The sequence below is a fragment of the Pseudomonas sp. ATCC PTA-122608 genome, assembly GCF_001952855.1.
Lineage (GTDB): Bacteria > Pseudomonadota > Gammaproteobacteria > Pseudomonadales > Pseudomonadaceae > Aquipseudomonas.
The window spans coordinates 30,284-52,956 of the sequence record NZ_LPNO01000015.1 but is presented as its reverse complement, the minus strand read 5'-3'; the positions used below and the strand labels follow the sequence as shown (position 1 = coordinate 52,956).

Genomic DNA, 22,673 nt, shown 5'->3' with positions numbered 1-22,673 from the left:
CGCGCTATCCCCAGCAGAATGGTCGGACATTCTGCTGGGAGATGGCCGTTGAAAGCCCTCGACGAACTGACCTTCGACAACCGCTTCGCCCGCCTGGGCGACGGCTTCTCAACCCACGTGTTGCCCGAACCCATCGACGAACCGCGTTTGGTGGTCGCGAGCGAAGCGGCCATGGCGCTGCTGGATCTCGACCCTGCCGTGGCCGAAACGCCGGTATTTGCCGAGCTGTTCGGCGGGCACAAACTGTGGGCCGAGGCCGAGCCGCGGGCGATGATCTATTCCGGGCATCAGTTCGGCTCCTACAACCCGCAACTGGGTGATGGACGTGGATTGCTGCTGGGCGAGGTTTACAACGAAGCGGGCGAACATTGGGACCTGCACCTCAAGGGCGCCGGGCAAACCCCGTATTCGCGCATGGGCGATGGGCGTGCGGTGCTGCGGTCGTCGATTCGCGAGTTTCTGGCGTCCGAAGCGTTGCATGCACTGGGCATTCCCAGCAGTCGTGCACTGTGTGTGATCGGCTCCGACACACCGGTGTGGCGCGAGAAACAGGAGCGGGCCGCCATGGTGCTGCGCCTGGCCCACAGCCATGTGCGCTTTGGGCATTTCGAATATTTCTACTACACCAAGAAACCCGAGCTGCAGAAGGCGTTGGCGGAGCACGTGCTGTCGTTGCACTTCCCGGAGTGCATGGAACAGCCCGAGCCGTACCTGGCGATGTTCCGCGAAATCGTCGAGCGCAATGCCGAGCTGATCGCCAAATGGCAAGCCTATGGGTTCTGCCACGGCGTGATGAACACCGACAACATGTCGATCCTCGGCATCACCTTCGACTTTGGGCCCTTTGCGTTCCTGGATGACTTTGACGCGCAGTTCATCTGCAACCACTCGGATCATGAAGGGCGTTATTCCTTCAGTAACCAGGTGCCGATCGGGCAGTGGAATTTGAGCGCGTTGGCGCAGGCGTTGACGCCATTTATCAGCGTTGAAGCGTTGCGGGAAACGCTCGGGTTGTATCTGCCGTTGTTCCAGGCCCACTACCTGGACCTGATGCGCCGCCGGTTGGGCCTCACTACCGCCGAAGATGACGATCAAAAACTGGTAGAGCGCCTGCTGCAACTGATGCAGAACAGCGGCGTCGACTACACCCTGTTCTTCCGCCGGCTGGGGGATCAATCCGCCGCGTTGGCCGTGGCGCGGTTGCGCGACGACTTTGTCGACCTCAAGGGGTTTGATGAGTGGGCCGACCTGTACAAAGCACGTGTCGAGCGGGAAGCCAGTGGCACAGAAGAACAGCGACGTGAGCGGATGCATGCAGTGAATCCGCTTTATATCCTGCGCAACTATTTGGCGCAGAACGCCATCCAGGCGGCAGAGCTTGGGGATTACAGTGAAGTGCGCCGGTTGCACGAGGTGCTGACCAAACCGTTTGAGGAACAGCCGGGGATGGAGCAATACGCTCAGCGGCCGCCGGATTGGGGGAAGCATTTGGAGATTAGTTGTTCGTCGTAGGAGCGAGCCAATGTGGCGAGCTCCCTCGCCACAGAACGGATATATCCAGAAATAAGTATCGGACGCGCCTGACATCCCCAAATACACATTCGGCCTAGGGTTCGGCGGATGTGTAAATCAAATTTGAAGCATAAGACGGTGAATCCAGGCCTTAGGGTCGTGGTGGCCAGGACGCTGGTCAGTGCGGTTGTTTTCGATGCTCTTGTTCCTCTTTCTCCGTTAATCGCTCAGGACTTGAGTGTTTCTCCGGCATTCTTTCAAGGCATGCTCGGCTTGTGCCTGATGGCTTTCGCATTCAGCCAGTTGTTTTCAACGCCGTTGGTCAACCGACTGGGAACCAGCGTCAGCCTGGCCGGTGCATCGGTGCTGATCGCGCTGCTATGTGTCGCAGTGGCGTTATCAACAAGCGCTCTCATGCTATCGATCATCTTTACTTTCATGTTCATCGCCAACGCGGTGGCAGCAACCTCTTCACGCCTTTGGCTACGTCAACGACTTGGGCAACCAACTTTCCAAAGCGCAACAGCTTATCTCTTGAGTGCGATTAGCGTCCTTACGGTACTAAGCCCGCCGACTCTGCTGGCGGCAGCCTCGTTTTGGGGGTGGAGATGGTTTTTTGGCGTACTCGGTTGCCTGCTTTTTATAATCTGCCTGGGACTTCTGGCCACTCATCACGGCAAGGCAAACGACCAAGGCCAACAGGCTGCAACTGAAACCCAATCTTTACTGTGGAAACAGCCGAAGTTCATCTGTGGTTTACTGCTTGCTCTCCTGATACAGAGCGCCTTCACACAGTTGAACCTCAGCAAGGCGTTTGCCCTGCAGGGAGTTTTTCATCTCTCACCACAAGCAACAGGCCTGATCCTTTCAGGTTGGGCGGCGCTGGTAGCGGCAGGATTTTTCTTTTCAGGGAAAGCCGTCACACGATTCAGTGACGCCCAACGCCTGAATGCAGGAGTGGTCTCTCAGTGCCTCGCCGCGCTCTTGATGGTAGCGGCATGGCTACATGTCGATATCTACCTTTACCTGGCAGCTGCAGCAGCAACCAGTATTGCCTTCTGTATTTTGTTGCCCCTTGCGACCGGCTGGTCCCTGGATATCGACGCGTCTCAACAAGCCAAAGCTTCTGCAGTTTTCGGATGCATCACTGTGGCCGGGGCAGGATTATTAACCTGGCTAGGGTCTCAATGGGATGCACCACTGCTTTTCACTCTGATGCTGGTGATTGGGGGTTGTGCTGTGGGCAACGTGCTTGCCTGCCAGCTGGCACGAAAGAAGATTGCACGCTGACGGCTTGTGTTGTTCCTTGATAAACCCCGACGGCGGCTCCAAATAGAACCCATTGGCCACTTTCAAGGAGCCCAGCATGTCCGACTCTCTAGTAATTCCCTGCCCCCACTGCAACGGTCTTAACCGCATCCCCAACGAACGCCTGGGCGATGCACCAAAGTGCGGGCGCTGTAAGCAGCCGGTGCTGCTGAGCAAACCCTTTGAGCTGAAACAGGGCGATTACGCCAGCCAGATCAAAGGCGATTTACCCCTGTTGGTGGATGTGTGGGCCGAATGGTGCGGGCCTTGCAAGTCGTTTGCGCCGGTGTTTGAGCAAGCCGCCGGGCAGTTGGCCGGGAAGTGCCGATTGGCCAAGCTCGATAGCGAGGCCAATCAGCAGTTATCCGCTCAGTTGGGGATTCGCTCGATTCCCAGCCTGATCCTGTTCAAGAATGGCCGGGAAGTGGCGCGTCAGAGCGGTGCGTTTCCGTTACAGCAGTTGATGAGCTGGCTGCGCAGTCAGGGCGTTTGAGGTAACGGGACACCCCGGTCCATCACTTGCCCCATCAGCATTACGCCCAATTCGCTCAATTGATGAATGGCCAACGCGACATCGCGCTGCTTGCCGGTGAGGTCGTCGGAAAGGTCGAGCAAGAGGGTGGTGACTGAGGAGAAGGTTTCGTAGCTGTTGAGGATCAGGGTTTCGTTGTCGATGCCGGGGGTAACGGCAAACAACGTTGCTGAGCTTGGTGTTTCAGAGGGTTTGAGATAGTGGTCGATGGCGCGGTGAGCGGCTCGATTGAGCTTCTCGTCATGAAACGGGGCATCTGGCGGATTTGGCGTTATTTTGAACATGATTCGTCTCCGTAATAGTGAAGCCGCAACCAACTCGCTACTAAACGAAGGGGTGGCAGCTGTACGCAGGTTAGTAGACCGGGGAGACGCAACCGGCGCGCTCGAAAGCGCCCTACGTACAGCCGCCATCAAGCGCAGGAAGTTCCTGACTGAATAAGCACTGGACGTCGTCACCACTGGGCTACTAAACCCGATCGCTGATGTCAGCGATCGAAGAACCTTAGAGATGCAGGGCTAGACGCACAAGCCGGCAGATTCTGGCGTAACTGTAGGCAACGGCGCAAGACGACAGGCTCTGTGTAGGAGCGAGCTTGCTCGCGAAGAACCCGAGAGCGCCGCGGTCATCCAGGCAGCCCGCGTTATCGTTGACGTCTTTCGCGAGCAAGCTCGCTCCTACAGGGGGCGAACGACTGCTGGATCACGCGTTTTCCAGCAAGTTATGCAACTCCACAAACTGCTGTGTCAGCTTGTGCCGTGGGTCCAGGTGGATCAGCGGCATGTTCGCTTGGTGCGATTCGCGCATGCGCACCGAGCTGGTCAGGTACACCGGCAGTACCGGCAACCCTTCGGCAATCAATTCATCCAGCATCTGCTGCGGCAGGCTCGCCCGGGCCTGGAACTGGTTGACCACAATCCCTTCCACTTCCAGCCCTTCGTTGTGGTCTTCCTTCAATTCTTCAATCTCTGCCAGCAGGCCATACAACGCCTGGCGGGAGAAGCTGTCGCAATCGAACGGAATCAACACACGATCAGCGGCAATCAGCGCTGAAACGGCATAGAAGTTCAACGCCGGCGGCGTATCCAGGTAGATCCGGTCGTAGTCTTCGCTCAATTCATCCAGCAGCTTTCGCAGCTTGTTGATCTTGTGCTTGGCTTCGAGCTTGGGCTGCAAGTCCGCCAGTTCCGCCGTGGCGGTGATGACGTGCAGGTTGTCGAACGGGGTTTCGTAGATATCCACTTGGTTCTTCTTCGAAAACGGCCCGGAAGACAGGGTTTGCTTGAAGAAGTCGGCGATTCCCATGGGGATATCGTCGCCGGTCAGCCCGGTGAGGTACTGGGTTGAATTGGCTTGGGCATCGAGGTCCACCAACAGGGTTCGATAGCCTTCGCTGGCGCTGACCGCCGCCAGGTTGCAGGCAATGCTGGATTTGCCAACACCGCCTTTTTGATTGAACACCACGCGCCGCATGGAAAAACCTCCGTGTATCAATGAATGACCGAGTGTAGAGGGCAAAAGCGCCGGTTAGCTACCTCGTTTGTTCCTGTACTACAGCATCAGAGGCTCTATCTCGCACAACATTTTCCCGTCTGTCCGACAAAGCAGGAATTGCCTGACACCTGCTGCCCCACTTCCATGACGGACAATTCGTAATTCTTTCCAGCGAATTTGTAATCAGTCGTGAACAATTCTTTACCAAAGTTTGCTAGAACCCCGCAGCACCGGGATAATGCGCGCCATTCGGCGATTGCACCCTGTCCCGGTATTCGGGGCCAATGGCCGCACAAGGAAGCCCGCAGGGGCGGGATAACTTCTCAGTGATCAATTTCAACATCGCCCAATGGCGTGCCTGGGCTCCCGGGCTCGAAAGCGCGGACGACTGGCGCACCTGGTGCCAGCAGCCGACAGTGCTCCCCCGAAGCGAGTCGGCCCCCGACGTGTCGTTCCTGCCGGCCATGCAGCGCCGACGCCTGAGCCGCCTGGCGCGCATGGCCTTCAGCGTGGGCTGGCCCTTGGCCGAAGGCCTGCAACAACTTCCGCTGGTGTTTGTCTCCCGTCACGGCGAAACGCCGCGCACCCTCGACATTCTCAGCGACCTGGCCAACGACGAGCCGCTGTCGCCGACCCAGTTCAGCCTGTCGGTGCACAACGCGGTGATTGGCCTGTGGTCGATCCTGCGCAATGAAACCAGCGAAATGACCGCCCTCGCCGCTGCCGGCGACGGCCTGGAACACGGCATGCTCGAAGCCGCCGCCCTGCTGAATGAAGGCGCACCGGCTGTGTTGCTGATCATTACCGAAGAGCAGCCGCCAGAGACCTACGCGCGCTGGATCGACGACGTGCCCTTCCCCTACGCCCTCGGCCTGCTGCTGACACCGGGCGACGAGTGGCAACTGGAACTGAATACAGCCGCTGTCCAACCCACCACCAAAGCCCAGTGGCCCCACGCCCTGAACCTGCTGCGCACCCTGCTGAACGAACAGGGCGCCTGCCAACATGCCTGGAAGAACCGAGTATGGAACTGGCAACGCAAGTCCTGACCGAAAAGCCTCGGAAGGCCTACTACTGGCGCCTGTTCGCCACTGCCACCGCCTTCGCCCTGTTTGGTCTGGGCGGCCTGTGCCTGCGCGTGCTGGTGTTCCCGCTGCTCAGTTGCCTGCCGGGTGACGCCAAACAGCATCAACGGCGTGCTCGCCACACCATCAGCTGCCTGTTCTGGCTGTTTATTCGCATGATGTATCGCCTGGGCATCCTGACCTACAGCGTCGAAGGCGCGGAAAAGCTCGGCCGCCCGGGCCAGATGATCATCGCCAACCACCCGTCGCTGGTGGACGTGGTGTTCCTGATCGCCCAGATGCGCCAGACCAACTGCGTGGTCAAACAGAGCCTGTGGCAAAACCCGTTCACCCGCGGGCCGGTGCGCGACGCCGGCTACATCAGCAACGATGGCAGCGCCGACATGCTCGACGCCGCCGCCGATGCCCTGCGGGACGGCCAGACCCTGATCATTTTCCCGGAAGGCACCCGCACCTCACCGGGCCAGGCACCGACCTTTCATCGCGGCGCCGCCGCCATTGCCCTGCGCGGTGCGAGCATCATCACGCCGGTGGTGATCACGGTCAGCCCCACCACCCTGACCAAGGCCGAACCCTGGTATCGCATCCCGAATCGTCGCTTTCACTTCAGTTTGCGCGTAGGTGCCGATATAGAACCACAGGCGTTTGCCGCACAAGGGCCCGCGCCCCAGGCTTCACGCAAGCTCAACGATTACCTGCACCAGTATTTTATTAAGGAGCTCGCCGAAGATGAGCAACCCACACAGCCTTGAGCACGACATAAAAAAGCTGATTATCGAGGCCCTGGGCCTGGAAGACATCAGCGAAAGCGACATCGGCGACGAGCAAACCCTGTTCGGCGAAGGCCTTGGCCTGGATTCAGTCGACGCCCTGGAGTTGGGCCTGGCGATCCAGAAAAAGTACGGCATCAAGATAGATGCCGACGCCAAGGACACCCGCAATCACTTCACCAACGTGGCCAGCCTCGCGGCGTTCGTCACGGCCAGACAGGCAGCTTGAGACCGTACCATGCAAACTCGTGACGATATTTTCAACACCTTGCGCGACGCCCTGGTGGAACTGTTTGAACTGGAACCTGAACGCGTCACGCTTGACGCCAACCTGTACCAGGACCTGGAAATCGACAGCATTGATGCGGTGGACCTGATCGACCACATCAAGCGCCAGACCGGCAAGAAAATCGCTGCCGAAGAGTTCAAGGCCGTGCGCACCGTGAACGACGTGGTTGAGGCGGTGTACCGTCTGGTTCAACCGGCCGCATGAGCCGGCTGATCGGCCTTGGCCTGTTGCTGGCGGGGCTGCTGTACCCTTTTGCGGTGTACTACGGCACGGAGCACTTTGCCCCGTGGCAATTTGGCCTGCTGCTGGGCAGCCTGTGGCTGTTGCGCGCCCTGACCGGCGCCAGGCGCCCGGGCAGCCGCTGGATGGCGGCAGCGATCATCGTCTTTTGCCTGTTGCTCGCCTGGTTCGACAACCCGCAGATGCTGCGCTGGTACCCGAGCCTGGTCAGCGCGTTCATGCTGGCGCTGTTCGGCCTGAGCCTGAAATACGGGCCGCCGATGGTCGAGCGCCTGGCCCGCATGACCGAGCCGCAACTGCCCGAAAAAGCAGTTGTGTACACGCGCAAGGTCACCGTGGTGTGGAGTGTGTTTTTTCTGTGTAACGGCCTGCTCGCCGCCGCCCTCACCCTGTGGGCGCCGCTGAGCTGGTGGACGTTGTACAACGGCATGATCGCCTACGGGCTGATGGGGCTGTTGTTTGCCGTGGAATGGCTGGTACGACAAAGGGTTCGAGGCCGCGTATGAATTGGTTGAATCTTGAGCACTTGCTGCTTGAGCCTGTAGGTCAGCGTTTGGTCACCACCGAACCTGCCCTGGATCACCCACAACTGTGGGAGAAGTCCCTGAGCCTGGCCGCCGGGTTGCAAGCCCGGGGCATCCAGCGCCTGGCGCTGCACCTTGAGGATGCCGGCTTGCTGGCGATCGCCCTGCTGGGTGCGTGGCGCGCCGGCGTCAGCGTGTTGTTGCCCGCCGACCTGCAACCACAAACGCGCCAACGCTGGGACGATGCCGTCGATGCCTGGCTGACCGAAGCCGGCGACTTGGACGCGCTGTATCAAGCACCCTTAAGCGCCGCGGCCCTGGACCTGGACGCCAGTTGCCTGAGCCTGTGCACCTCCGGCTCCAGCGGCGAGCCCAAGCGCATCGACAAAACCCTGCGCCAGATGGCCAACGAGGTCCAGGCGCTGGAAACCCTGTGGGGCGCCGACCTGGGCGAGGCCTGCATCATTGGCAGCGTCGCCACCCAGCATATCTATGGCTTGTTGTTCCGGGTGCTGTGGCCGTTGTGTGCGGGGCGTACCTTTGTGCGACAGCAGTTGGCATTCCCCGAGGACTTGCAGCGCGCCAGCCGCGAGCATTCGCAGTTCGCCTGGGTCGCCAGCCCGGCGTTGCTCAAGCGCATGGGCGACAACCTCGACTGGCCGGCGCTCACGCCGGTCAAGCGGGTGTTCTCCTCCGGCGGCGCCCTGCCCCTTGAAGCCGCCGGCAGCCTGCATCAGCGCCTGCAACAGTGGCCGACGGAAATCCTTGGCAGCTCGGAAACCGGTGGCATCGCCTGGCGCCAGGGCGAACAACCGTGGCAGCCGTTTGCCGACGTGCACCTGAGCCAGGACGCCGACGGAGCGCTGCGCATTGCCTCGCCGTACCTGCCCGCCGGCCATGTCGAACAGACCGCCGACGCCGCCAACATCCACGCTGACGGCCGCTTCGAATTGCTGGGCCGCCTGGACCGTATCGTCAAGCTGGAAGAAAAACGCATTTCCCTGCCAATGCTCGAACAAGCGCTGATGAACCATGTCTGGGTCGCCGAAACGCGCCTGGGCGTGGTGCAGGAAAACCGTGCTTCCCTTGGTGCTCTCGTCGTGCTCAGCGCTGAAGGTTTGCACGCCCTGCGCAACCAAGGCCGGCGCACCGTCACTCAAACTTTGCGCCAGCACTTGAGCCAACACTGCGAAGCCCTGGCCCTGCCCCGCCGCTGGCGCCTGCTGCGCCAATTGCCGCTGAACACCCAAGGCAAGCTGCCCCAGGCCGACGTCGAAGCCCTGCTGCTGGCGCCCCGGCCGAAAGCGCCGGAAGTGTTGGAACAAGTCGAAACCAACGGTGAATGGACCCTGCAACTGGCGATCCCGCCGGACCTCGCCTACTTCAGCGGCCACTTCCCGCAAACCCCGGTACTGCCGGGCGTGGTGCAGGTGGATTGGGCGCTGAACCTGGGCCAGCAACTGCTCAACCTGCCGGGGCAATTTGCCGGGATGGAAGTGCTGAAGTTCCAGCAACTGGTGCGCCCGGATGACCGGATCGAGCTGCACCTACGGTTCGATCAGGAGCGCGGCAAGTTGTACTTCGCTTACCGCAATGAGGCGGCAGCCTGCTCCAGTGGGCGTATTCTTTTGGAGCTGGCGAGTGAATAAGCTTCTGTTGTGGCGAGGGAGCTTGCTCCCGCTGGAGTGCGCAGCACTCCCAACCCAGGCACTGTGGTTTATCAGGCAAATCGGTGTCGCCTGTATTGGGGCCGCTTCGCAGCCCAGCGGGAGCAAGCTCCCTCGCCACAAAAAGCGCTTCTGCCAATGGGGTGCCTGTTATGCATAAGCCCTGCGCCCTGATCCCGGTCTACAACCACGAAGCCGCCGTGCCCGCCGTGGTTCATACCGTGCTGGCCAGCGGCCTGCCATGCCTGTTGGTAGACGACGGCAGCAGCGACGCCTGCGCCGCTGTCCTGGCGCAACTGGCAACCCTCGACAACGTGTCCCTGCTGACCCTGCCCACCAACCAGGGCAAAGGCGCGGCCGTCATGGCCGGCTTTCGCGAAGCCGCGCGCCTGGGCTTCACCCATGCCCTGCAAGTGGACGCCGACGGCCAGCACGACCTGCGGGAAGTCCGCACCTTCCTCGATGCCTCCCGCGCCCACCCGAATGCAGTGATCTGTGGCTACCCGGAATACGACGACAGCGTACCCAAGGGCCGCCTATACGCGCGCTACCTGACCCACGTGTGGGTATGGATCAATACCTTGTCGCTGCAAATCCGCGACTCCATGTGCGGCTTTCGCGTGTACCCACTGCCACCGACCCTGGCCTTGATGGACTCGGCCAACATCGGCAAACGCATGGATTTCGACTCCGACATCCTGGTGCGCCTCGCCTGGCGCAACCAGCCGATGCGCTGGCTGCCGACCAAGGTGCACTACCCCGCCGACGGCCTGTCGCACTTTCGCCTGTTCCACGACAACGCGCTGATTTCCTCGATGCACACCCGGCTGTTCTTCGGCATGTTGGTGCGCGCGCCGATGATCCTCTGGCGCCGGTGGCAGGCATGACCCAGGACACCAAGCACTGGGCTGACCGCGAAGAACGCGGCAGCTTCTGGCTGATGAAATTCACCGCCTTCGCCGCCAAGGTCCTCGGGCGCCGGCTGTTGAGCCCGCTGCTGTATGGCATCGTTCTGTACTTCTTCCTGTTCGGCCGCACGGCCCGCCAAAGCGCCTGGCAGTACCAGCAACGCCTGGCCGACTGGACCCAGCGCGACGACCTGCGCCCCACCCACAGAAGAGTCTTCGGACAGTTCATGGCGTTCGCCGATGCCTTGCTGGACAAGCTCGACGTATGGAATGGCAAGTTGCGCCTGGAGCAGATCGAAATCATCGACCCGGCTCAACTGCGCGGCCAACTGCGCAGCGAGCGCGGGCAGATGCTGGTCGGCGCGCACCTGGGCAACCTTGAAGTGTGCCGCGCCCTCGCTGAGCTGGGCGAAAAGGTCACGATGAACGTGCTGGTACACACCAAGCACGCCGAACGCTTCAACCGCATATTGGGCGAAGCCGGGGCGACCAATTTGCGCCTGATTCAGGTCAGCGAACTCGACCCGGCGGTGATGATGATGCTCAGCCAGCGCCTCGACGACGGCGAGTGGCTGGCGATTGCCGGCGACCGCGTACCGCTGCATGGCGGGCGTACGGTGCGCGTGGATTTTCTCGGCCATGACGCCGCCTTTCCACAAGGCCCATGGCTGCTGGCCGGCCTGCTGAAATGCCCGGTCAACCTGCTGATGTGCTTGAAGCATCAAGGCCGTTATCGCCTGATCATCGAGCCGTTCGCCCAGTTGATCGAATGGAAACGCAGCGATCGCCAGCAGGTGATCGCACAATGGACCGCCCGCTACGCCGAGCGCCTGGGCCAGTTCTGCCTGGAAGCGCCCCAACAATGGTTCAACTTTTACCCTTTCTGGAAGACCGATGACGACGCATCTTGAGCCGGTAACCTTCGGCGAACTCCCTTTGCGCATCGAAGACGTTCTGGCCCTGGCCAACCGTCAGGCGCCGACTCGACTGCAAGCTGATGCCAAGTACCGCCAGCGTATCGCCAAGGGCGCGCAGTTCCTCGATTCGTTGCTGGACAAGGAAGGCGTGATCTACGGCGTCACCACCGGCTACGGCGACTCGTGCGTGGTGGCGGTGCCGCTGGAGCACGTCGAAGCGCTGCCGCGTCACCTCTACACGTTCCACGGCTGCGGCCTCGGCAAGTTACTGGACGCGCAAGCCACCCGCGCGGTGCTGGCGGCGCGGTTGCAGTCGCTGTGCCATGGCGTTTCCGGGGTACGCGTGGAGTTGCTGGAGCGCCTGCATGCGTTCCTGGAATTCGACGTACTGCCGCTGATTCCGGAAGAAGGCTCGGTGGGCGCCAGCGGTGATTTGACGCCGCTGTCCTATGTGGCTGCAACCCTGTCTGGCGAGCGCGAAGTGATGTTCCGTGGCGAACGTCGCCAGGCCGCCGACGTGCATCGCGAGCTGGGTTGGGCCCCGCTGGTTCTGCGCCCGAAAGAAGCCCTGGCCCTGATGAACGGCACCGCCGTGATGACCGGCCTCGCCTGCCTGGCCTTCGCCCGCGCCGACTACCTGCTGCAACTGGCCACGCGCATCACCGCGCTGAACGTGGTGGCGCTGCAAGGCAATCCTGAGCATTTCGACGAGCGCCTGTTTGCCGCCAAGCCGCACCCGGGGCAGATGCAGGTCGCCGCCTGGTTGCGCAAGGATTTGGCCATCGACGCACCGACTGCGCCGCTGCATCGCCTGCAAGACCGTTACTCCCTGCGCTGCGCGCCCCACGTCTTGGGCGTGTTGGCCGACAGTCTGAACTGGCTGCGTTCGTTCATCGAGATCGAACTCAACAGCGCCAACGACAACCCGATCATCGACGCGGAAGAAGAACGCGTGCTGCACGGTGGCCACTTCTACGGCGGCCACATCGCGTTCGCCATGGACAGTCTCAAGACCCTGGTGGCCAACGTCGCCGACCTGCTGGACCGCCAGCTCGCGCTGCTGGTGGACGTGCGCTACAACCACGGGCTGCCGAGCAATCTGTCGGGCGCGCCAGCCGAGCGGGCGATGATCAACCATGGCTTCAAGGCCGTGCAGATCGGCACCAGCGCCTGGACCGCCGAAGCCCTGAAAAACACCATGCCGGCCAGCGTGTTCTCGCGCTCCACCGAGTGCCACAACCAGGACAAGGTGAGCATGGGCACCATCGCCGCCCGCGATGCGATTCGTGTGCTGGAACTGACCGAACAAGTCGCTGCCGCCACCTTGCTCGCCGCCAACCAGGGCGTATGGCTGCGGGCCCAGGTTGAAGACGCGCGCCCGCTGCCCCCGGCGCTGGCCGCCATGCATATCGAGTTGGCCAAAGACTTCCCGCCGGTCATCGAAGACCGCGCCCTGGAGGGCGAACTGCGCCTGTGCCTGAAGCGCATCGCCGAGCAACACTGGAGGCTGCATGCGTAGCCCCGGCGTGCTGCACTGCGACACTGAAATCCTCGTGCCGTTTTTCGACATCGACACCATGAACGTGGTGTGGCACGGGCACTACGTGAAGTACCTGGAAGTCGCCCGCTGCGCCTTGCTGGACAAGCTCGGCCACAACTACACGGCGATGCTGGAAGCGGGCTACGCCTGGCCGGTGATCGACATGCAACTGCGCTATGTGCGCGGTGCGACCTTCGGCCAGACCATTAACGTGCGCGCCAGCCTGGTGGAGTGGGAGAACCGTTTGAAGGTCAATTACCTGATCAGCGACAAGGCCACGGGCGAACGCCTGACCCGCGCCAGCACCGTGCAAGTGGCGGTGGAAATTGCCAGTCGCGAAATGCAGTTGGCATCGCCAAAGGTGTTTGTGGATGCAGTCGAGAGGGCCCTGCAATGACCTTCCCTGTAGGAGCGAGCTTGCTCGCGAAAAACGTCAACGATAACGCAGGCCGCCTGACACCCCGCGGCGCCCTCTGGTTCTTCGCGAGCAAGCTCGCTCCTACAAGGGTCGCGTTGATGCTGTTTTTAGGCATTCCAGGCCTGGCCCAGGCTTTCGACCTGCAACAACTCAGCGATCAGCTTGCAAAGCCAACGGTGATCCACGGCAACTTCATCCAGGAAAAACACCTGCGCGCCCTGCCGCAGCCGCTGACCAGCAAGGGCACCTTCGTCCTGGCCAAGGACCACGGCTTGCTTTGGCTGCTGAAAACCCCGCTGCAACAGGACTACCGCATCAGCGCCACCGGCATCGCCCGGCGTGATGCTAACGGCTGGCAGTTGCTGCCGAACAAGAGCACCGGAGCCGAACAGAATCGTTTGTTCCTCGCGGTATTGCAGGGCGACAGCAGCGGCTTGCAGCGTGACTTCGAACTGCAACTGCAAGGCGAAGCCACCCAGTGGAAACTCACGTTGATCCCGCGCTCTCTGCTGCTCAAGCAGGTGTTCACCCAGATCAATATCGACGGCGGCGAGCGGGTGCAAAAAATCGAACTGCTGGAAACCCAGGGCGACAGCACCGTACTGCGCATGCAGGACAGCACCAGCAGCCAACCCTTGAGCGACGCGGAGCAACACGACTTTGCCGAGTGAACGCTGGTTGCCGCGCCTCTTCCTGATCATGCTGGTGGCCGTAGTGGCCCTGGCGGGTTGGCAATGGCGCCATGGCGCGCCGCTGTCGGCGAACCTGATGGAGCTGGTGCCCGGCACTGCACCCGATGCGCTGGAGCTGCGTGCCGAACAACGCATGCAGGAACCACTAAACCGCGAAATGCTGGTGCTGGTGGGGCATGCCGATCGGCAAAAAGCCGTGGCCATGGCGACGCAATTGGGCGAAGCCTGGCAAGCCAGCGGCCTGTTTGAGAAGGTCCAGTGGAACCTGCAAGCCGACCTGCCGGCCCTGCGTCAGCAGTTGCTGCAAGGCCGGCTCGCGATGCTCTCGGCCAAGGATCGCGAGCAACTGATCGACGAGCCCCAGGCGTTTATTCAGCAGCGGGTTCAGGCGCTGTTCGACCCGTTCACCGGCTTCAGCCTGGTGCCGAGCCAGGACGATTGGCTGGGCCTCACCGGGCGTATCCAGAACAGCCAGCCGCAGCACGGATCGGTGCAGCTGGATATCGGCAGCGGCGCGTTGATCGCCGACGCCGACGGCAAAAGCTGGGTGCTGCTGCGGGCGCGCACCACGGGCAATGCCTTCGACATGAAACTGCCGCTGCAAGTGGCTGAATTACTCAAGGACAGCCGCGAGCAGGCCGACCAGCAAGGCGCGCAATTACTCGCCGCCAGCGGCCTGCTGTACGCGGCCAACGGTCAGCAACAGGCGACGCGGGAAATCACCTGGGTCGGCGGCGGCGCGACTGCCGGGATCCTGTTATTGCTGCTGTTGGCGTTCCGCCGCTGGCGTGTGCTGTTGGCGTTTGTGCCGGTGCTGGTGGGCATGTTGTTTGGTGCGGTGGCCTGTGTGGCGCTGTTCGGGCATATGCATGTGATCACGTTGGTGTTGGGCTCGAGCCTGATCGGCGTGGCGGTGGATTACCCGCTGCATTACCTGTCCAAGAGCTGGAGCATGAGCCCTTGGCGCAGCTGGCCGGCCTTGCGCCTGACCTTGCCGGGCCTGAGTCTGAGCCTGGCCACCAGTTGCATCGGCTACCTGGCTCTGGCGTGGACGCCGTTCCCGGCGCTGACGCAAATCGCGGTGTTCTCTGCCGCCGGCCTGGTGGGCGCCTATCTGTCCGCCGTATGCCTGCTGCCGGCCTTGCTCAAGGGCGTCGAACTGCGCCCGGCCCAATGGCCACTGCGCATTGCCGAGTTCCTGCTGAGCGTGCGCGAGTCGCTGCTCAAGCGCCTGCCGAGTCCGGTGTTATTGGTACTGGTATTGGTGTTTTGCGCCGGTGGGCTGTGGCACCTGAACAGCAAAAACGATATCCGCCAATGGATCGGTGCACCGCCGCAGTTGCTGCAGGAAGCCCAGGCCGTCGCGCGGATTACCGGGTTCCAGCCCACCAGCCAGTTCTTCCTGGTGCGGGCGGACAACCAGCCGCAATTGCTGGAGCGCCAGGCCGCGCTGAGTCAGCGTCTGGATCAGTTAGTGAACATGGACAAGCTCCAGGGTTACCTGGCGCTCAACCAGTTGGTCAGCGCGCCGGCCGAGCAACAGCAACTGCGTGAAGCCCTGAACCAACTGCCGCAGTACTGGCAGCCATTGCTGGACCTCGGCGTGCCCGCCGCCGCACTGCAAGCCGAGCTGGCCCAGTTGCAGGCACTGCCCACCGAAGACATCGATGCCGCGCTGGTCGGCCCGCTGGCTGAGCCGTGGCGCACACTGTGGCTGGGGAATGTCGACGGTGGCGTGGCAGCGATGGTGAGCCTGCAAGGTTTGAACAACCCGGCCTTGCTGCGGGTACAGGCGCTGGATTTACCCGGCGTGCAGCTGGTGGATCGCCTGGGCGACTTGAACCAGGTGTTTGCCGCGACGCAAATCAGCGCCGCCGAATTGAAGTTGATGTCGTGCGTGTTGATCGTACTGTTGCTGATCCTTCCGTTCGGCTTCGGCGGTGCCCTGCGCATCGTCGCCCTGCCGCTGCTGGCGGCGCTGTGCAGCCTGGCCAGCCTCGGTTGGCTGGGGCAGCCGCTGACGTTGTTCAGCCTGTTCGGCCTGCTGCTGGTGACCGCGATCAGCGTCGACTACGCGATCCTGATGCGTGAACAAATTGGCGGCGCCGCGGTGAGCCTGTTGGGCACACTGTTGGCGGCCGTGACTACTTGGCTATCGTTCGGCCTGCTGGCCATTTCCAGCACGCCGGCGGTGAGTAATTTTGGGCTATCGGTAAGCTTGGGGCTGGCATTCAGCTTCATGCTGGCACCGTGGGCCGCCCCGTCCGGGACAAGGAAGAAACGATGAGCAGCCAATACCTCAGCAAGAACTACGTCGAAGAAACCAAATTCGGCTTCTGGTTCCTGCGCAGCCACACCTGGCAGCACCACGTGCTGCGCGTGGCAATCAACGACCTGCGCAGCCTGTTCAGCGACCCGCTGCCGGTTGCCCCGGTGCTGCTGGACGCTGGCTGTGGCCAGGGCAAGTCGTTCCAGTACTTGCAGCAGGTGTTCGCCCCCGAACGCTTGATCGGCCTGGACGCTGACCCCCACAGCCTCGACCTGAGCCGCGCCGAAGCCGCGCGCCAAGGTATCGCCATCGAGTTGATCGGCAGCGATTGCGCGACCCTCGACGTGGCCGACGCCAGTGTCGATGTGCTGTTCTGTCACCAGACTTTCCATCACCTGGTAGAACAACATCGCGCCCTGAAAGAGTTCTACCGCGTGCTCAAGCCGGGCGGCTATCTGCTGTTTGCCGAATCCACCGAGGCCTATATCGACACCTGGGTAATTCGCTGGCTGTTCCGTCACCCGATGCATGTGCAGAAAAGCGCAGAAGAGTACCTTGAGATGATTCGCGAGCAGGGCTTTGAATTCGGCCCGCAGAACGTTTCATACCCGTACCTGTGGTGGAGCCGCGCCACTGATTTCGGCCTGCTTGAGCGCTGGGGCCTGCGCCAGCCAAAACCGGCCGGCCAGCGCGAAGAAACCCTGGTCAACGTGGTTGCCCGCAAACCTCTGGCGAGCGCTGAAACATGATCCGAATGCTGTTGATCGGCTGCCTGTTGCTGCTGAGCGCCTGCGCCAGCCAGCCGCCGCTGCCGTCGAAAAACCCGGTGCTGAGCCTGCCGTTGCAACTGCATGTGCAGCGCGAACAGGATGGCCAGCGCCAGGACTGGCTGCTGGTGATGCAACGCGAAGGCGGCGGGATTCGCTGGTCGATGATGGACCCGCTGGGCATTCCCCAGGCCCGCCAGAGGTTGATCAACGGTGCGTGGCAAGCCGACGGTCTGCTGCCGCCCAATCCCCAGGCGCGTGAATTGTTTGCCGCGCTGTTGTTCGCCCTCACCTCGGCGGATGAAGTCTCCAAGCTGTACCCCGGCACCCAGGAAATGGACCTGATCCGTACCCTGCCGTCCCACTGGAAGATCACCTACCACTCCTCCCTGGTGTTTCGCGTGGACGTGATCGGGCAACCGTTGACCTACCGCATCTCGCCGCTTGAGGCCACCCGATGACCGCCTACCTCAATGCCCTCGGCGTGATCTGCGCCCTGGGCCGCGACAAGCGCGAAGTCAGCCGCAACCTGTTTGCCGGCGACTGTTCCGGCATGCGCGCCGAAAGCGGCTGGGTGCCGGAGCGTGTGTTGCCGGTGGCGGGCGTGCACGGTGAACTCGCGGCGATACCGCCCGGGCTGGAATCCCACCACAGCCGTAATAATCAGCTGTTGCTGGAAGCGGCGTTGCAGATTGACGACGAGATCCGGCAAGCGATCCAGACGTTCGGTGCGTCGCGCATTGGCATCGTGCTCGGCACCAGCACCTCGGGCATTGATGAAGCCAGTCGTGGCATCGCCCACTACCTGCGGGAAAAAAACTTCCCCGGCGACTACGACTACCTGCAACAGGAACTCGGCGCCCCGGCCAATTTCCTCGCCGACTGGCTGCAACTGAGCGGCCCGGCCTACGTGATTTCCACCGCCTGCACCTCCAGCGCACGGGCACTGATGAGTGCCCAACGCCTGTTGGACCTGGGCGTGTGCGATGCGGTGATTTGCGGTGGCGTCGACACCCTGTGCAAGCTGACCCTCAATGGTTTTTCGTCCCTGGAAGCCGTGTCGGCACAGCGCTGCAATCCGTTCTCGGCGAACCGCAACGGCATCAACATCGGTGAAGCTGCGGTGCTGTTCCTGATGAGCAAAACTCCGGCGCCGGTCGCGCTGCTGGGCAGTGGCGCCAGTTGCGATGCCCACCATATTTCTGCACCCGAGCCCACCGGCAAGGGTGCGTTGCAGGCGATGCGCAAGGCCCTGGCCAGCGCACAACTGGTGCCCGGGCAGATCGGTTACCTGAACCTGCACGGCACCGCCACGCAACACAATGACGCCATGGAAAGCCTGGCGGTCGCGGCCCTGTTCCCGGGCGGCGTAGCCTGCTCGTCGACCAAACCCATGACCGGCCACACCCTGGGCGCCGCCGGCGCGCTGGAAGCGGCGTTCTGCTGGCTGAGCCTGGCGGAAGGCGTGGTGCCGCCCCATGTCTGGGACGGCCAGGCTGACCCCGACCTGCCCGTACTGAAGTGGGCGTCGCCCGGCGATACCCTGGAAAAACGCTGCCTGATGAGCAACTCGTTTGCTTTCGGCGGCAACAACGTCAGCCTGATTATCGGAGACGCCCCATGACCCATTGGCCGCTCGCCGAACTGCTGCCCCACGCCGGTGACATGATCCTGATCGATCAGGTCCTGAGCTTTGATGAAGAACAGATTCAGACTCGCCTGACGGTCAAGCCCGGCGGGCTTTTCAACCGCGCCGACGGCAGCCTGCCCGCGTGGGTCGGCATTGAGTTGATGGCGCAAAGCGTCGCGGCCTACGCCGGTTGTCGCGCACGCCAGAAGGGTGAAGCCGTGGAGTTGGGCTTCCTGCTGGGCACGCGCAAATTCGAGTGCAACGTCGAGCACTTTCCCGCAGGCGCCGAGCTGACCATCCACGGCCTCCGTTCCCTGGAAGACGACAACGGCATGGGTGTGTTCGAATGCCACCTCACCGGCGACGGTATCCAAGCGAGTGCACGCTTGAACGTATTTCGACCGCCCCAGGCGGCCAACTATTTAGATGAATCGAAGGACACAACGCCATGACTGAATCCGTACTGGTTACCGGCTCCAGCCGTGGCATCGGCCGCGCTATCGCATTGCGCCTGGCCCAGGCCGGGCACGACATCGTGCTGCATTGCCGCAGCGGGCGCGCCGAGGCGGATGCGGTGCAGGTCGAAATCGAAGCCCTGGGGCGCAAGGCCCGGGTGTTGCAATTCGATGTGGCGGATCGCGCCAGTTGCAAAGAGATTCTGGAAGCCGACGTGGAAGCACATGGCGCCTATTACGGCGTGGTGCTCAATGCCGGGCTGACTCGCGATGGCGCGTTTCCAGCGCTGTCGGAAGACGACTGGGACGTAGTGATGCGCACCAACCTAGACGGGTTCTACAACGTGCTGCACCCGGTGATGATGCCGATGATTCGGCGCCGCGCCGCTGGGCGGATCGTGTGCATCACGTCAGTGTCCGGGTTGATCGGCAACCGTGGCCAGGTCAACTACAGCGCGTCCAAGGCCGGTTTGATCGGCGCCGCCAAGGCCCTGGCCATTGAGTTGGGCAAGCGCAAGATCACCGTCAACTGCGTGGCTCCCGGGCTGATCGACACCGCGATGCTCGATGAAAACGTACCGGTGGAAGAATTGATGAAAATGATCCCGGCCCAACGCATGGGCACTCCGGAGGAAGTCGCCGGGGCGGTGAATTTCCTGATGTCGGCGGAAGCCGGCTACATCACCCGCCAAGTGCTGGCCGTGAATGGAGGCCTGTGCTGATGAAACGCGTGGTGGTCACCGGCATGGCCGGCGTTACGTCCCTGGGCAGCGATTGGGCAACCATCGCCGCCAACTTCCGCGCCAACCGCAGCGGCATTCGGCGCATGGACGAGTGGGAGCGCTTCACCGAACTGAACACGCGGCTGGCCGGGCCGATCGATGATTTCGTGGTGCCCGCCCACTGGACCCGCAAGCAACTGCGCAGCATGGGCCGGGTTTCGCGCCTGGCGGTGTGGGCAGCAGAACAGGCGCTGAAAGACGCCGGCTTGCTGGGCGACGAGTCGATCAAGGACGGGCGCATGGGCGTTGCCTGCGGCTCGTCTACTGGTAGCACCGACGAGATCAAGGCCTTCGGCAATATGCTGCTGAACTCGGTGGCCGAGGGGCTGAATGCCAACTCCTACGTGCGCATGATGCCCCATACCACGGCGGCGAATATCAGCATCTTCTTCGGCCTCACCGGCCGACTGATCCCGACGTCCAGCGCCTGCACCAGCGGCAGCCAGGGCATCGGCTACGCCTATGAGGCCATCAAGTTCGGCCGCCTGCCGCTGATGTTGGCGGGTGGCGCTGAAGAGCTGTGCCCGACCGAAGCCATGGTGTTTGATGCGCTGTACGCCACCAGCCTGAAAAACGATGCGCCGCAAACCAGCCCGCGCCCCTACGACAGTGGCCGCGACGGCCTGGTGATCGGCGAAGGCGGCGGCATCCTGGTGCTCGAAGAACTGGAACACGCACTGGCCCGTGGCGCACACATCCACGCCGAAATCGTCGGTTTTGGCAGCAACGCCGACGGCCAGCACACCACACGCCCGGAACAGGCCACCATGCGCCGCGCCATGGAGCTGGCCCTGGAAGATGCGGGGCTTGCGCCCGACGCCATCGGCTATGTGAACGGCCATGGCACCGCTACCGACCAGGGCGACATCGCCGAAACCCTGGCCACCAGCAGCCTGTTCGGCAGCCGCATGCCCATCAGTTCGCAGAAGAGTTTCCTCGGCCACACCCTGGGCGCATGCGGCGCATTGGAGTCGTGGTTCAGCATCGAAATGATGAACCGCAACCAATACGTGCACACCTTCAACCTCGACGAAGTCGATCCGCGCTGCGGCGAACTGGACTACCTGCAAGGCGAGTTCCGCGAGCTGCACAACGACTACGTGATGAACAACAATTTTGCCTTTGGCGGCGTCAACACTTCGCTGATTTTCCGCCGCTGGGCGTGAGTTTTTTTACTGACTGGAGAAATGGAATGTCTTCCCTGCTACGCGCAACACTGGTCGCTTTGGCCCTGCTCACCACCGCTGGCTGCACCAATAAACCGGTGCTCAACACCCAGCACGACTTGCCGGCGAACCCGCAGGTCAACGAAGAAAAAATGAAGCAGACCATTATCGCGGCCTTGAACAAACGCGAATGGGTCGTACAGCGCCTGAGCCCGCGGCTGGTGCAGGCCGAGATCAACGTGCGCAACAAATTCCACGCTGAAATCGACATCCGCTACACCGCCACCAGCTACGCCATCACCTACCGCGACAGCCGCGACCTGGGCTACAAGGACGGCAAGATCCACCGAAACTACAACCGTTGGGTGAGCATGCTGGACCGGGACATCCTGGCGGCGTTGCGCACCAATGGTGTGAGTGACAACGGGTCGGCGGCGCAGTTGTTTCAGCAGACCGGGACTTCGAAGCAGAACTGAAACACCCGCTCCCTGTGGCGAGGGAGCTTGCTCCCGTTGGGGCGCGAAGCGCCCCTAAAACCTGCTATTGAGGGTTGTCTGGTAAAACTCAGTCGTCGGGTTTTGGGGCTGCTGCGCAGCCCAGCGGGAGCAAGCTCCCTCGCCACAGGTTATACGTCGGTCATACCAACGCTTTACGGGTCAGCAACTCGACAAACGCCTTGGCCATCGGCGTTTGCTGGCCCTTACGCTGCACCAGCCACACCGCCGTCACCGCTTCCTGGTCCAACAGCGTGCGATACACCACGCCATCAATGCGTATCCGCTGATACGACGCAGGCAACACCGAGACACCCAACCCCGCTGCAACCAGGCCAATAATGGTCATCGCCTCCCCGGCCTCCTGGGCGAAGTGCGGGCTGAAGCCGGCATCACGCGCCAGGTTCAGCAATTGGGCGTACAAGCCACTGCCGTAAGTCCGCGGGAAAAATACAAACGGCTCTTCAGCCAATTGCGCCAGGTGCAAACCACGCTCACTGCCCTCCACCAACGGATGCCCGGCGTTCAGCACGGCCACCAAGGGCTCGCGCATCAGTTCCACGACACTCAGGGAATCAGGCAACGGCAACGGCCGCATCAGCCCCACCTGTATCGACTCATCCACCAGCGACTCGGCCACTTCCGTACTGCTCATCTCCTGCAAATTCAAATGCACCGCCGGGAACGCCTGGCGAAAGGCAAAGATCGCCTGTGGGATGCTGGAGTTGAACGGCGCGGAAGAGGTGAAGCCAATCTTCAACTCCCCCAGTTCACCTAACTGCGCCCGACGCGCCACGTCCGCCGCTTTATCCACCTGCGCCAGCACCAGACGCGCCTCTTGCAGGAACAACCGGCCCGCCTCACTCAGCTCGACCCGACGATTGGTACGCTCGAACAACCGCGCCCCAATCTCCTGCTCCAGCGCCTGGATCTGCTGGCTCAGCGGCGGCTGGGAGATGCCCAGCACCTGCGCGGCGCGGCCAAAGTGCAGCTCTTCAGCCACGGCGATGAAGTAACGCAGGTGGCGCAATTCCATGAAAACCTCATTAGGTCGTAAAAGCTCTTAAACAGGTCGAACAATATATTGGAAAGAATCATTAGCGAGCTATATTCTTTTTTGCATTGTCAGCCCTGGCAGTCTTTCCTCCCCGAGGTCCCGCGTGAAATCTGCTGTCGCTCCGCTTGCTCAAGAAGTACCGCCCACCGCCCTCGAT

25 protein-coding genes are annotated in these 22,673 nt (G+C 62.0%); 22 read left to right on the top strand and 3 right to left on the bottom strand.

From position 1 onward, the window contains the following. Positions 1-48: 48 nt before the first annotated feature. From selO to trxC, 3 genes are all read left to right on the top strand, one after another. Complete coding sequence (gene selO / locus AU074_RS15755; protein ID WP_076015484.1) at positions 49-1,512, top strand: protein adenylyltransferase SelO; 1,464 nt, start codon at positions 49-51, stop codon at positions 1,510-1,512. Between the two features lie 108 nt (positions 1,513-1,620). Then, positions 1,621-2,802, top strand: coding sequence for an MFS transporter (locus AU074_RS15750; RefSeq protein WP_076015483.1), 1,182 nt, complete (start codon positions 1,621-1,623; stop codon positions 2,800-2,802). Between the two features lie 76 nt (positions 2,803-2,878). Then, positions 2,879-3,313, top strand: coding sequence for a thioredoxin TrxC (trxC, locus tag AU074_RS15745; protein ID WP_076015482.1), 435 nt, complete (start codon positions 2,879-2,881; stop codon positions 3,311-3,313). Here the strand turns inward: trxC and AU074_RS15740 are convergent. Together AU074_RS15740 and AU074_RS15735 are read right to left on the bottom strand one after the other, a co-directional pair. Beyond that, positions 3,301-3,636, bottom strand: coding sequence for a DUF6124 family protein (locus AU074_RS15740; protein WP_076015481.1), 336 nt, complete (start codon positions 3,634-3,636; stop codon positions 3,301-3,303). The genes trxC and AU074_RS15740 overlap by 13 nt on opposite strands. Before the next feature lie 418 nt (positions 3,637-4,054). Continuing rightward, positions 4,055-4,825 carry a ParA family protein gene (locus AU074_RS15735; RefSeq protein WP_003209397.1) on the bottom strand — a complete coding sequence of 257 codons (771 nt, stop codon included), beginning with the start codon at positions 4,823-4,825 and terminating at the stop codon, positions 4,055-4,057. A gap of 347 nt (positions 4,826-5,172) precedes the next feature. On the opposite strand from AU074_RS15735, the gene AU074_RS15730 reads away from it, so the two are divergent. The 19 genes from AU074_RS15730 to AU074_RS15640 all read left to right on the top strand — a co-directional run bounded on the left by AU074_RS15730 (position 5,173) and on the right by AU074_RS15640 (position 21,441). After that, entirely contained in the window at positions 5,173-5,895 is a 723-nt protein-coding gene (locus tag AU074_RS15730) for a beta-ketoacyl synthase chain length factor (protein WP_076015480.1), read from the top strand. Continuing rightward, positions 5,871-6,683: a 1-acyl-sn-glycerol-3-phosphate acyltransferase gene (locus AU074_RS15725; protein WP_076015479.1), complete on the top strand. Its 813-nt coding sequence runs from the start codon at positions 5,871-5,873 to the stop codon at positions 6,681-6,683. The genes AU074_RS15730 and AU074_RS15725 overlap by 25 nt, the downstream gene beginning before the upstream one ends. After that, a complete protein-coding gene (locus AU074_RS15720) occupies positions 6,661-6,930 on the top strand; it encodes a phosphopantetheine-binding protein (protein WP_076015478.1) in 270 nt (89 codons plus the stop codon). The genes AU074_RS15725 and AU074_RS15720 overlap by 23 nt, the downstream gene beginning before the upstream one ends. A gap of 9 nt (positions 6,931-6,939) precedes the next feature. Next, positions 6,940-7,194 (top strand): acyl carrier protein, encoded by a 255-nt coding sequence (locus tag AU074_RS15715; RefSeq protein ID WP_003209389.1) that lies wholly within the window; start codon positions 6,940-6,942, stop codon positions 7,192-7,194. Beyond that, entirely contained in the window at positions 7,191-7,736 is a 546-nt protein-coding gene (locus tag AU074_RS15710; protein ID WP_076015477.1) for a hypothetical protein, read from the top strand. Before AU074_RS15715 ends, AU074_RS15710 begins: the two co-directional genes overlap by 4 nt. Beyond that, positions 7,733-9,403, top strand: coding sequence for an acyl-CoA synthetase family protein (locus AU074_RS15705; RefSeq protein WP_076015476.1), 1,671 nt, complete (start codon positions 7,733-7,735; stop codon positions 9,401-9,403). The genes AU074_RS15710 and AU074_RS15705 overlap by 4 nt, the downstream gene beginning before the upstream one ends. Before the next feature lie 170 nt (positions 9,404-9,573). Beyond that, the gene (locus AU074_RS15700) at positions 9,574-10,308 is read left to right on the top strand and encodes a glycosyltransferase family 2 protein (protein ID WP_076015475.1); all 735 of its coding nucleotides are present in this window, start codon (positions 9,574-9,576) and stop codon (positions 10,306-10,308) included. Beyond that, positions 10,305-11,240 (top strand): glycosyl transferase, encoded by a 936-nt coding sequence (locus tag AU074_RS15695; RefSeq protein WP_076015474.1) that lies wholly within the window; start codon positions 10,305-10,307, stop codon positions 11,238-11,240. The genes AU074_RS15700 and AU074_RS15695 overlap by 4 nt, the downstream gene beginning before the upstream one ends. Next, positions 11,224-12,765, top strand: a complete 1,542-nt coding sequence (hutH, locus tag AU074_RS15690) for a histidine ammonia-lyase (RefSeq protein WP_076015473.1) — start codon at positions 11,224-11,226, stop codon at positions 12,763-12,765. The genes AU074_RS15695 and hutH overlap by 17 nt, the downstream gene beginning before the upstream one ends. Then, entirely contained in the window at positions 12,758-13,183 is a 426-nt protein-coding gene (locus tag AU074_RS15685; protein ID WP_076015472.1) for a thioesterase family protein, read from the top strand. The genes hutH and AU074_RS15685 overlap by 8 nt, the downstream gene beginning before the upstream one ends. After that, positions 13,180-13,875, top strand: a complete 696-nt coding sequence (locus AU074_RS15680; RefSeq protein WP_076015471.1) for an outer membrane lipoprotein carrier protein LolA — start codon at positions 13,180-13,182, stop codon at positions 13,873-13,875. The genes AU074_RS15685 and AU074_RS15680 overlap by 4 nt, the downstream gene beginning before the upstream one ends. Next, positions 13,865-16,183 carry an MMPL family transporter gene (locus tag AU074_RS15675; protein WP_076015470.1) on the top strand — a complete coding sequence of 773 codons (2,319 nt, stop codon included), beginning with the start codon at positions 13,865-13,867 and terminating at the stop codon, positions 16,181-16,183. The genes AU074_RS15680 and AU074_RS15675 overlap by 11 nt, the downstream gene beginning before the upstream one ends. Beyond that, positions 16,180-16,914 (top strand): class I SAM-dependent methyltransferase, encoded by a 735-nt coding sequence (locus AU074_RS15670; protein WP_003209370.1) that lies wholly within the window; start codon positions 16,180-16,182, stop codon positions 16,912-16,914. Before AU074_RS15675 ends, AU074_RS15670 begins: the two co-directional genes overlap by 4 nt. Continuing rightward, positions 16,911-17,393, top strand: coding sequence for a hypothetical protein (locus tag AU074_RS15665; protein ID WP_076015469.1), 483 nt, complete (start codon positions 16,911-16,913; stop codon positions 17,391-17,393). The genes AU074_RS15670 and AU074_RS15665 overlap by 4 nt, the downstream gene beginning before the upstream one ends. Next, a complete protein-coding gene (locus tag AU074_RS15660; RefSeq protein WP_076015468.1) occupies positions 17,390-18,556 on the top strand; it encodes a beta-ketoacyl-[acyl-carrier-protein] synthase family protein in 1,167 nt (388 codons plus the stop codon). Before AU074_RS15665 ends, AU074_RS15660 begins: the two co-directional genes overlap by 4 nt. Further along, the gene (locus AU074_RS15655; protein WP_076015467.1) at positions 18,553-19,014 is read left to right on the top strand and encodes a hotdog family protein; all 462 of its coding nucleotides are present in this window, start codon (positions 18,553-18,555) and stop codon (positions 19,012-19,014) included. The genes AU074_RS15660 and AU074_RS15655 overlap by 4 nt, the downstream gene beginning before the upstream one ends. Next, positions 19,011-19,739: a 3-oxoacyl-ACP reductase FabG gene (fabG, locus tag AU074_RS15650; RefSeq protein ID WP_076015466.1), complete on the top strand. Its 729-nt coding sequence runs from the start codon at positions 19,011-19,013 to the stop codon at positions 19,737-19,739. The genes AU074_RS15655 and fabG overlap by 4 nt, the downstream gene beginning before the upstream one ends. Next, positions 19,739-20,965 (top strand): beta-ketoacyl-ACP synthase, encoded by a 1,227-nt coding sequence (locus AU074_RS15645; RefSeq protein WP_076015465.1) that lies wholly within the window; start codon positions 19,739-19,741, stop codon positions 20,963-20,965. Before fabG ends, AU074_RS15645 begins: the two co-directional genes overlap by 1 nt. 26 nt (positions 20,966-20,991) lie before the next feature. Further along, complete coding sequence (locus AU074_RS15640) at positions 20,992-21,441, top strand: hypothetical protein (RefSeq protein ID WP_076015464.1); 450 nt, start codon at positions 20,992-20,994, stop codon at positions 21,439-21,441. Positions 21,442-21,601: 160 nt separating this feature from the next. Here AU074_RS15640 and AU074_RS15635 read toward each other — a convergent pair whose 3' ends face one another. Further along, positions 21,602-22,495, bottom strand: a complete 894-nt coding sequence (locus AU074_RS15635) for a LysR family transcriptional regulator (protein ID WP_076015463.1) — start codon at positions 22,493-22,495, stop codon at positions 21,602-21,604. Positions 22,496-22,673 lie beyond the last annotated feature (178 nt).

Coding starts and splice junctions, on each gene's coding strand:
- AU074_RS15750 (WP_076015483.1), top strand. CDS start 1,621: ATGTGTAAATCAAATTTGAAGCATAAGACGGTGAATCCAGGCCTTAGG.
- trxC (WP_076015482.1), top strand. CDS start 2,879: ATGTCCGACTCTCTAGTAATTCCCTGCCCCCACTGCAACGGTCTTAAC.
- AU074_RS15740 (WP_076015481.1), bottom strand. CDS start 3,636: ATGTTCAAAATAACGCCAAATCCGCCAGATGCCCCGTTTCATGACGAG.
- AU074_RS15735 (WP_003209397.1), bottom strand. CDS start 4,825: ATGCGGCGCGTGGTGTTCAATCAAAAAGGCGGTGTTGGCAAATCCAGC.
- AU074_RS15725 (WP_076015479.1), top strand. CDS start 5,871: ATGGAACTGGCAACGCAAGTCCTGACCGAAAAGCCTCGGAAGGCCTAC.
- AU074_RS15720 (WP_076015478.1), top strand. CDS start 6,661: ATGAGCAACCCACACAGCCTTGAGCACGACATAAAAAAGCTGATTATC.
- AU074_RS15715 (WP_003209389.1), top strand. CDS start 6,940: ATGCAAACTCGTGACGATATTTTCAACACCTTGCGCGACGCCCTGGTG.
- AU074_RS15710 (WP_076015477.1), top strand. CDS start 7,191: ATGAGCCGGCTGATCGGCCTTGGCCTGTTGCTGGCGGGGCTGCTGTAC.
- AU074_RS15705 (WP_076015476.1), top strand. CDS start 7,733: ATGAATTGGTTGAATCTTGAGCACTTGCTGCTTGAGCCTGTAGGTCAG.
- AU074_RS15700 (WP_076015475.1), top strand. CDS start 9,574: ATGCATAAGCCCTGCGCCCTGATCCCGGTCTACAACCACGAAGCCGCC.
- AU074_RS15695 (WP_076015474.1), top strand. CDS start 10,305: ATGACCCAGGACACCAAGCACTGGGCTGACCGCGAAGAACGCGGCAGC.
- hutH (WP_076015473.1), top strand. CDS start 11,224: ATGACGACGCATCTTGAGCCGGTAACCTTCGGCGAACTCCCTTTGCGC.
- AU074_RS15685 (WP_076015472.1), top strand. CDS start 12,758: ATGCGTAGCCCCGGCGTGCTGCACTGCGACACTGAAATCCTCGTGCCG.
- AU074_RS15680 (WP_076015471.1), top strand. CDS start 13,180: ATGACCTTCCCTGTAGGAGCGAGCTTGCTCGCGAAAAACGTCAACGAT.
- AU074_RS15670 (WP_003209370.1), top strand. CDS start 16,180: ATGAGCAGCCAATACCTCAGCAAGAACTACGTCGAAGAAACCAAATTC.
- AU074_RS15665 (WP_076015469.1), top strand. CDS start 16,911: ATGATCCGAATGCTGTTGATCGGCTGCCTGTTGCTGCTGAGCGCCTGC.
- AU074_RS15660 (WP_076015468.1), top strand. CDS start 17,390: ATGACCGCCTACCTCAATGCCCTCGGCGTGATCTGCGCCCTGGGCCGC.
- AU074_RS15655 (WP_076015467.1), top strand. CDS start 18,553: ATGACCCATTGGCCGCTCGCCGAACTGCTGCCCCACGCCGGTGACATG.
- fabG (WP_076015466.1), top strand. CDS start 19,011: ATGACTGAATCCGTACTGGTTACCGGCTCCAGCCGTGGCATCGGCCGC.
- AU074_RS15645 (WP_076015465.1), top strand. CDS start 19,739: ATGAAACGCGTGGTGGTCACCGGCATGGCCGGCGTTACGTCCCTGGGC.
- AU074_RS15640 (WP_076015464.1), top strand. CDS start 20,992: ATGTCTTCCCTGCTACGCGCAACACTGGTCGCTTTGGCCCTGCTCACC.
- AU074_RS15635 (WP_076015463.1), bottom strand. CDS start 22,495: ATGGAATTGCGCCACCTGCGTTACTTCATCGCCGTGGCTGAAGAGCTG.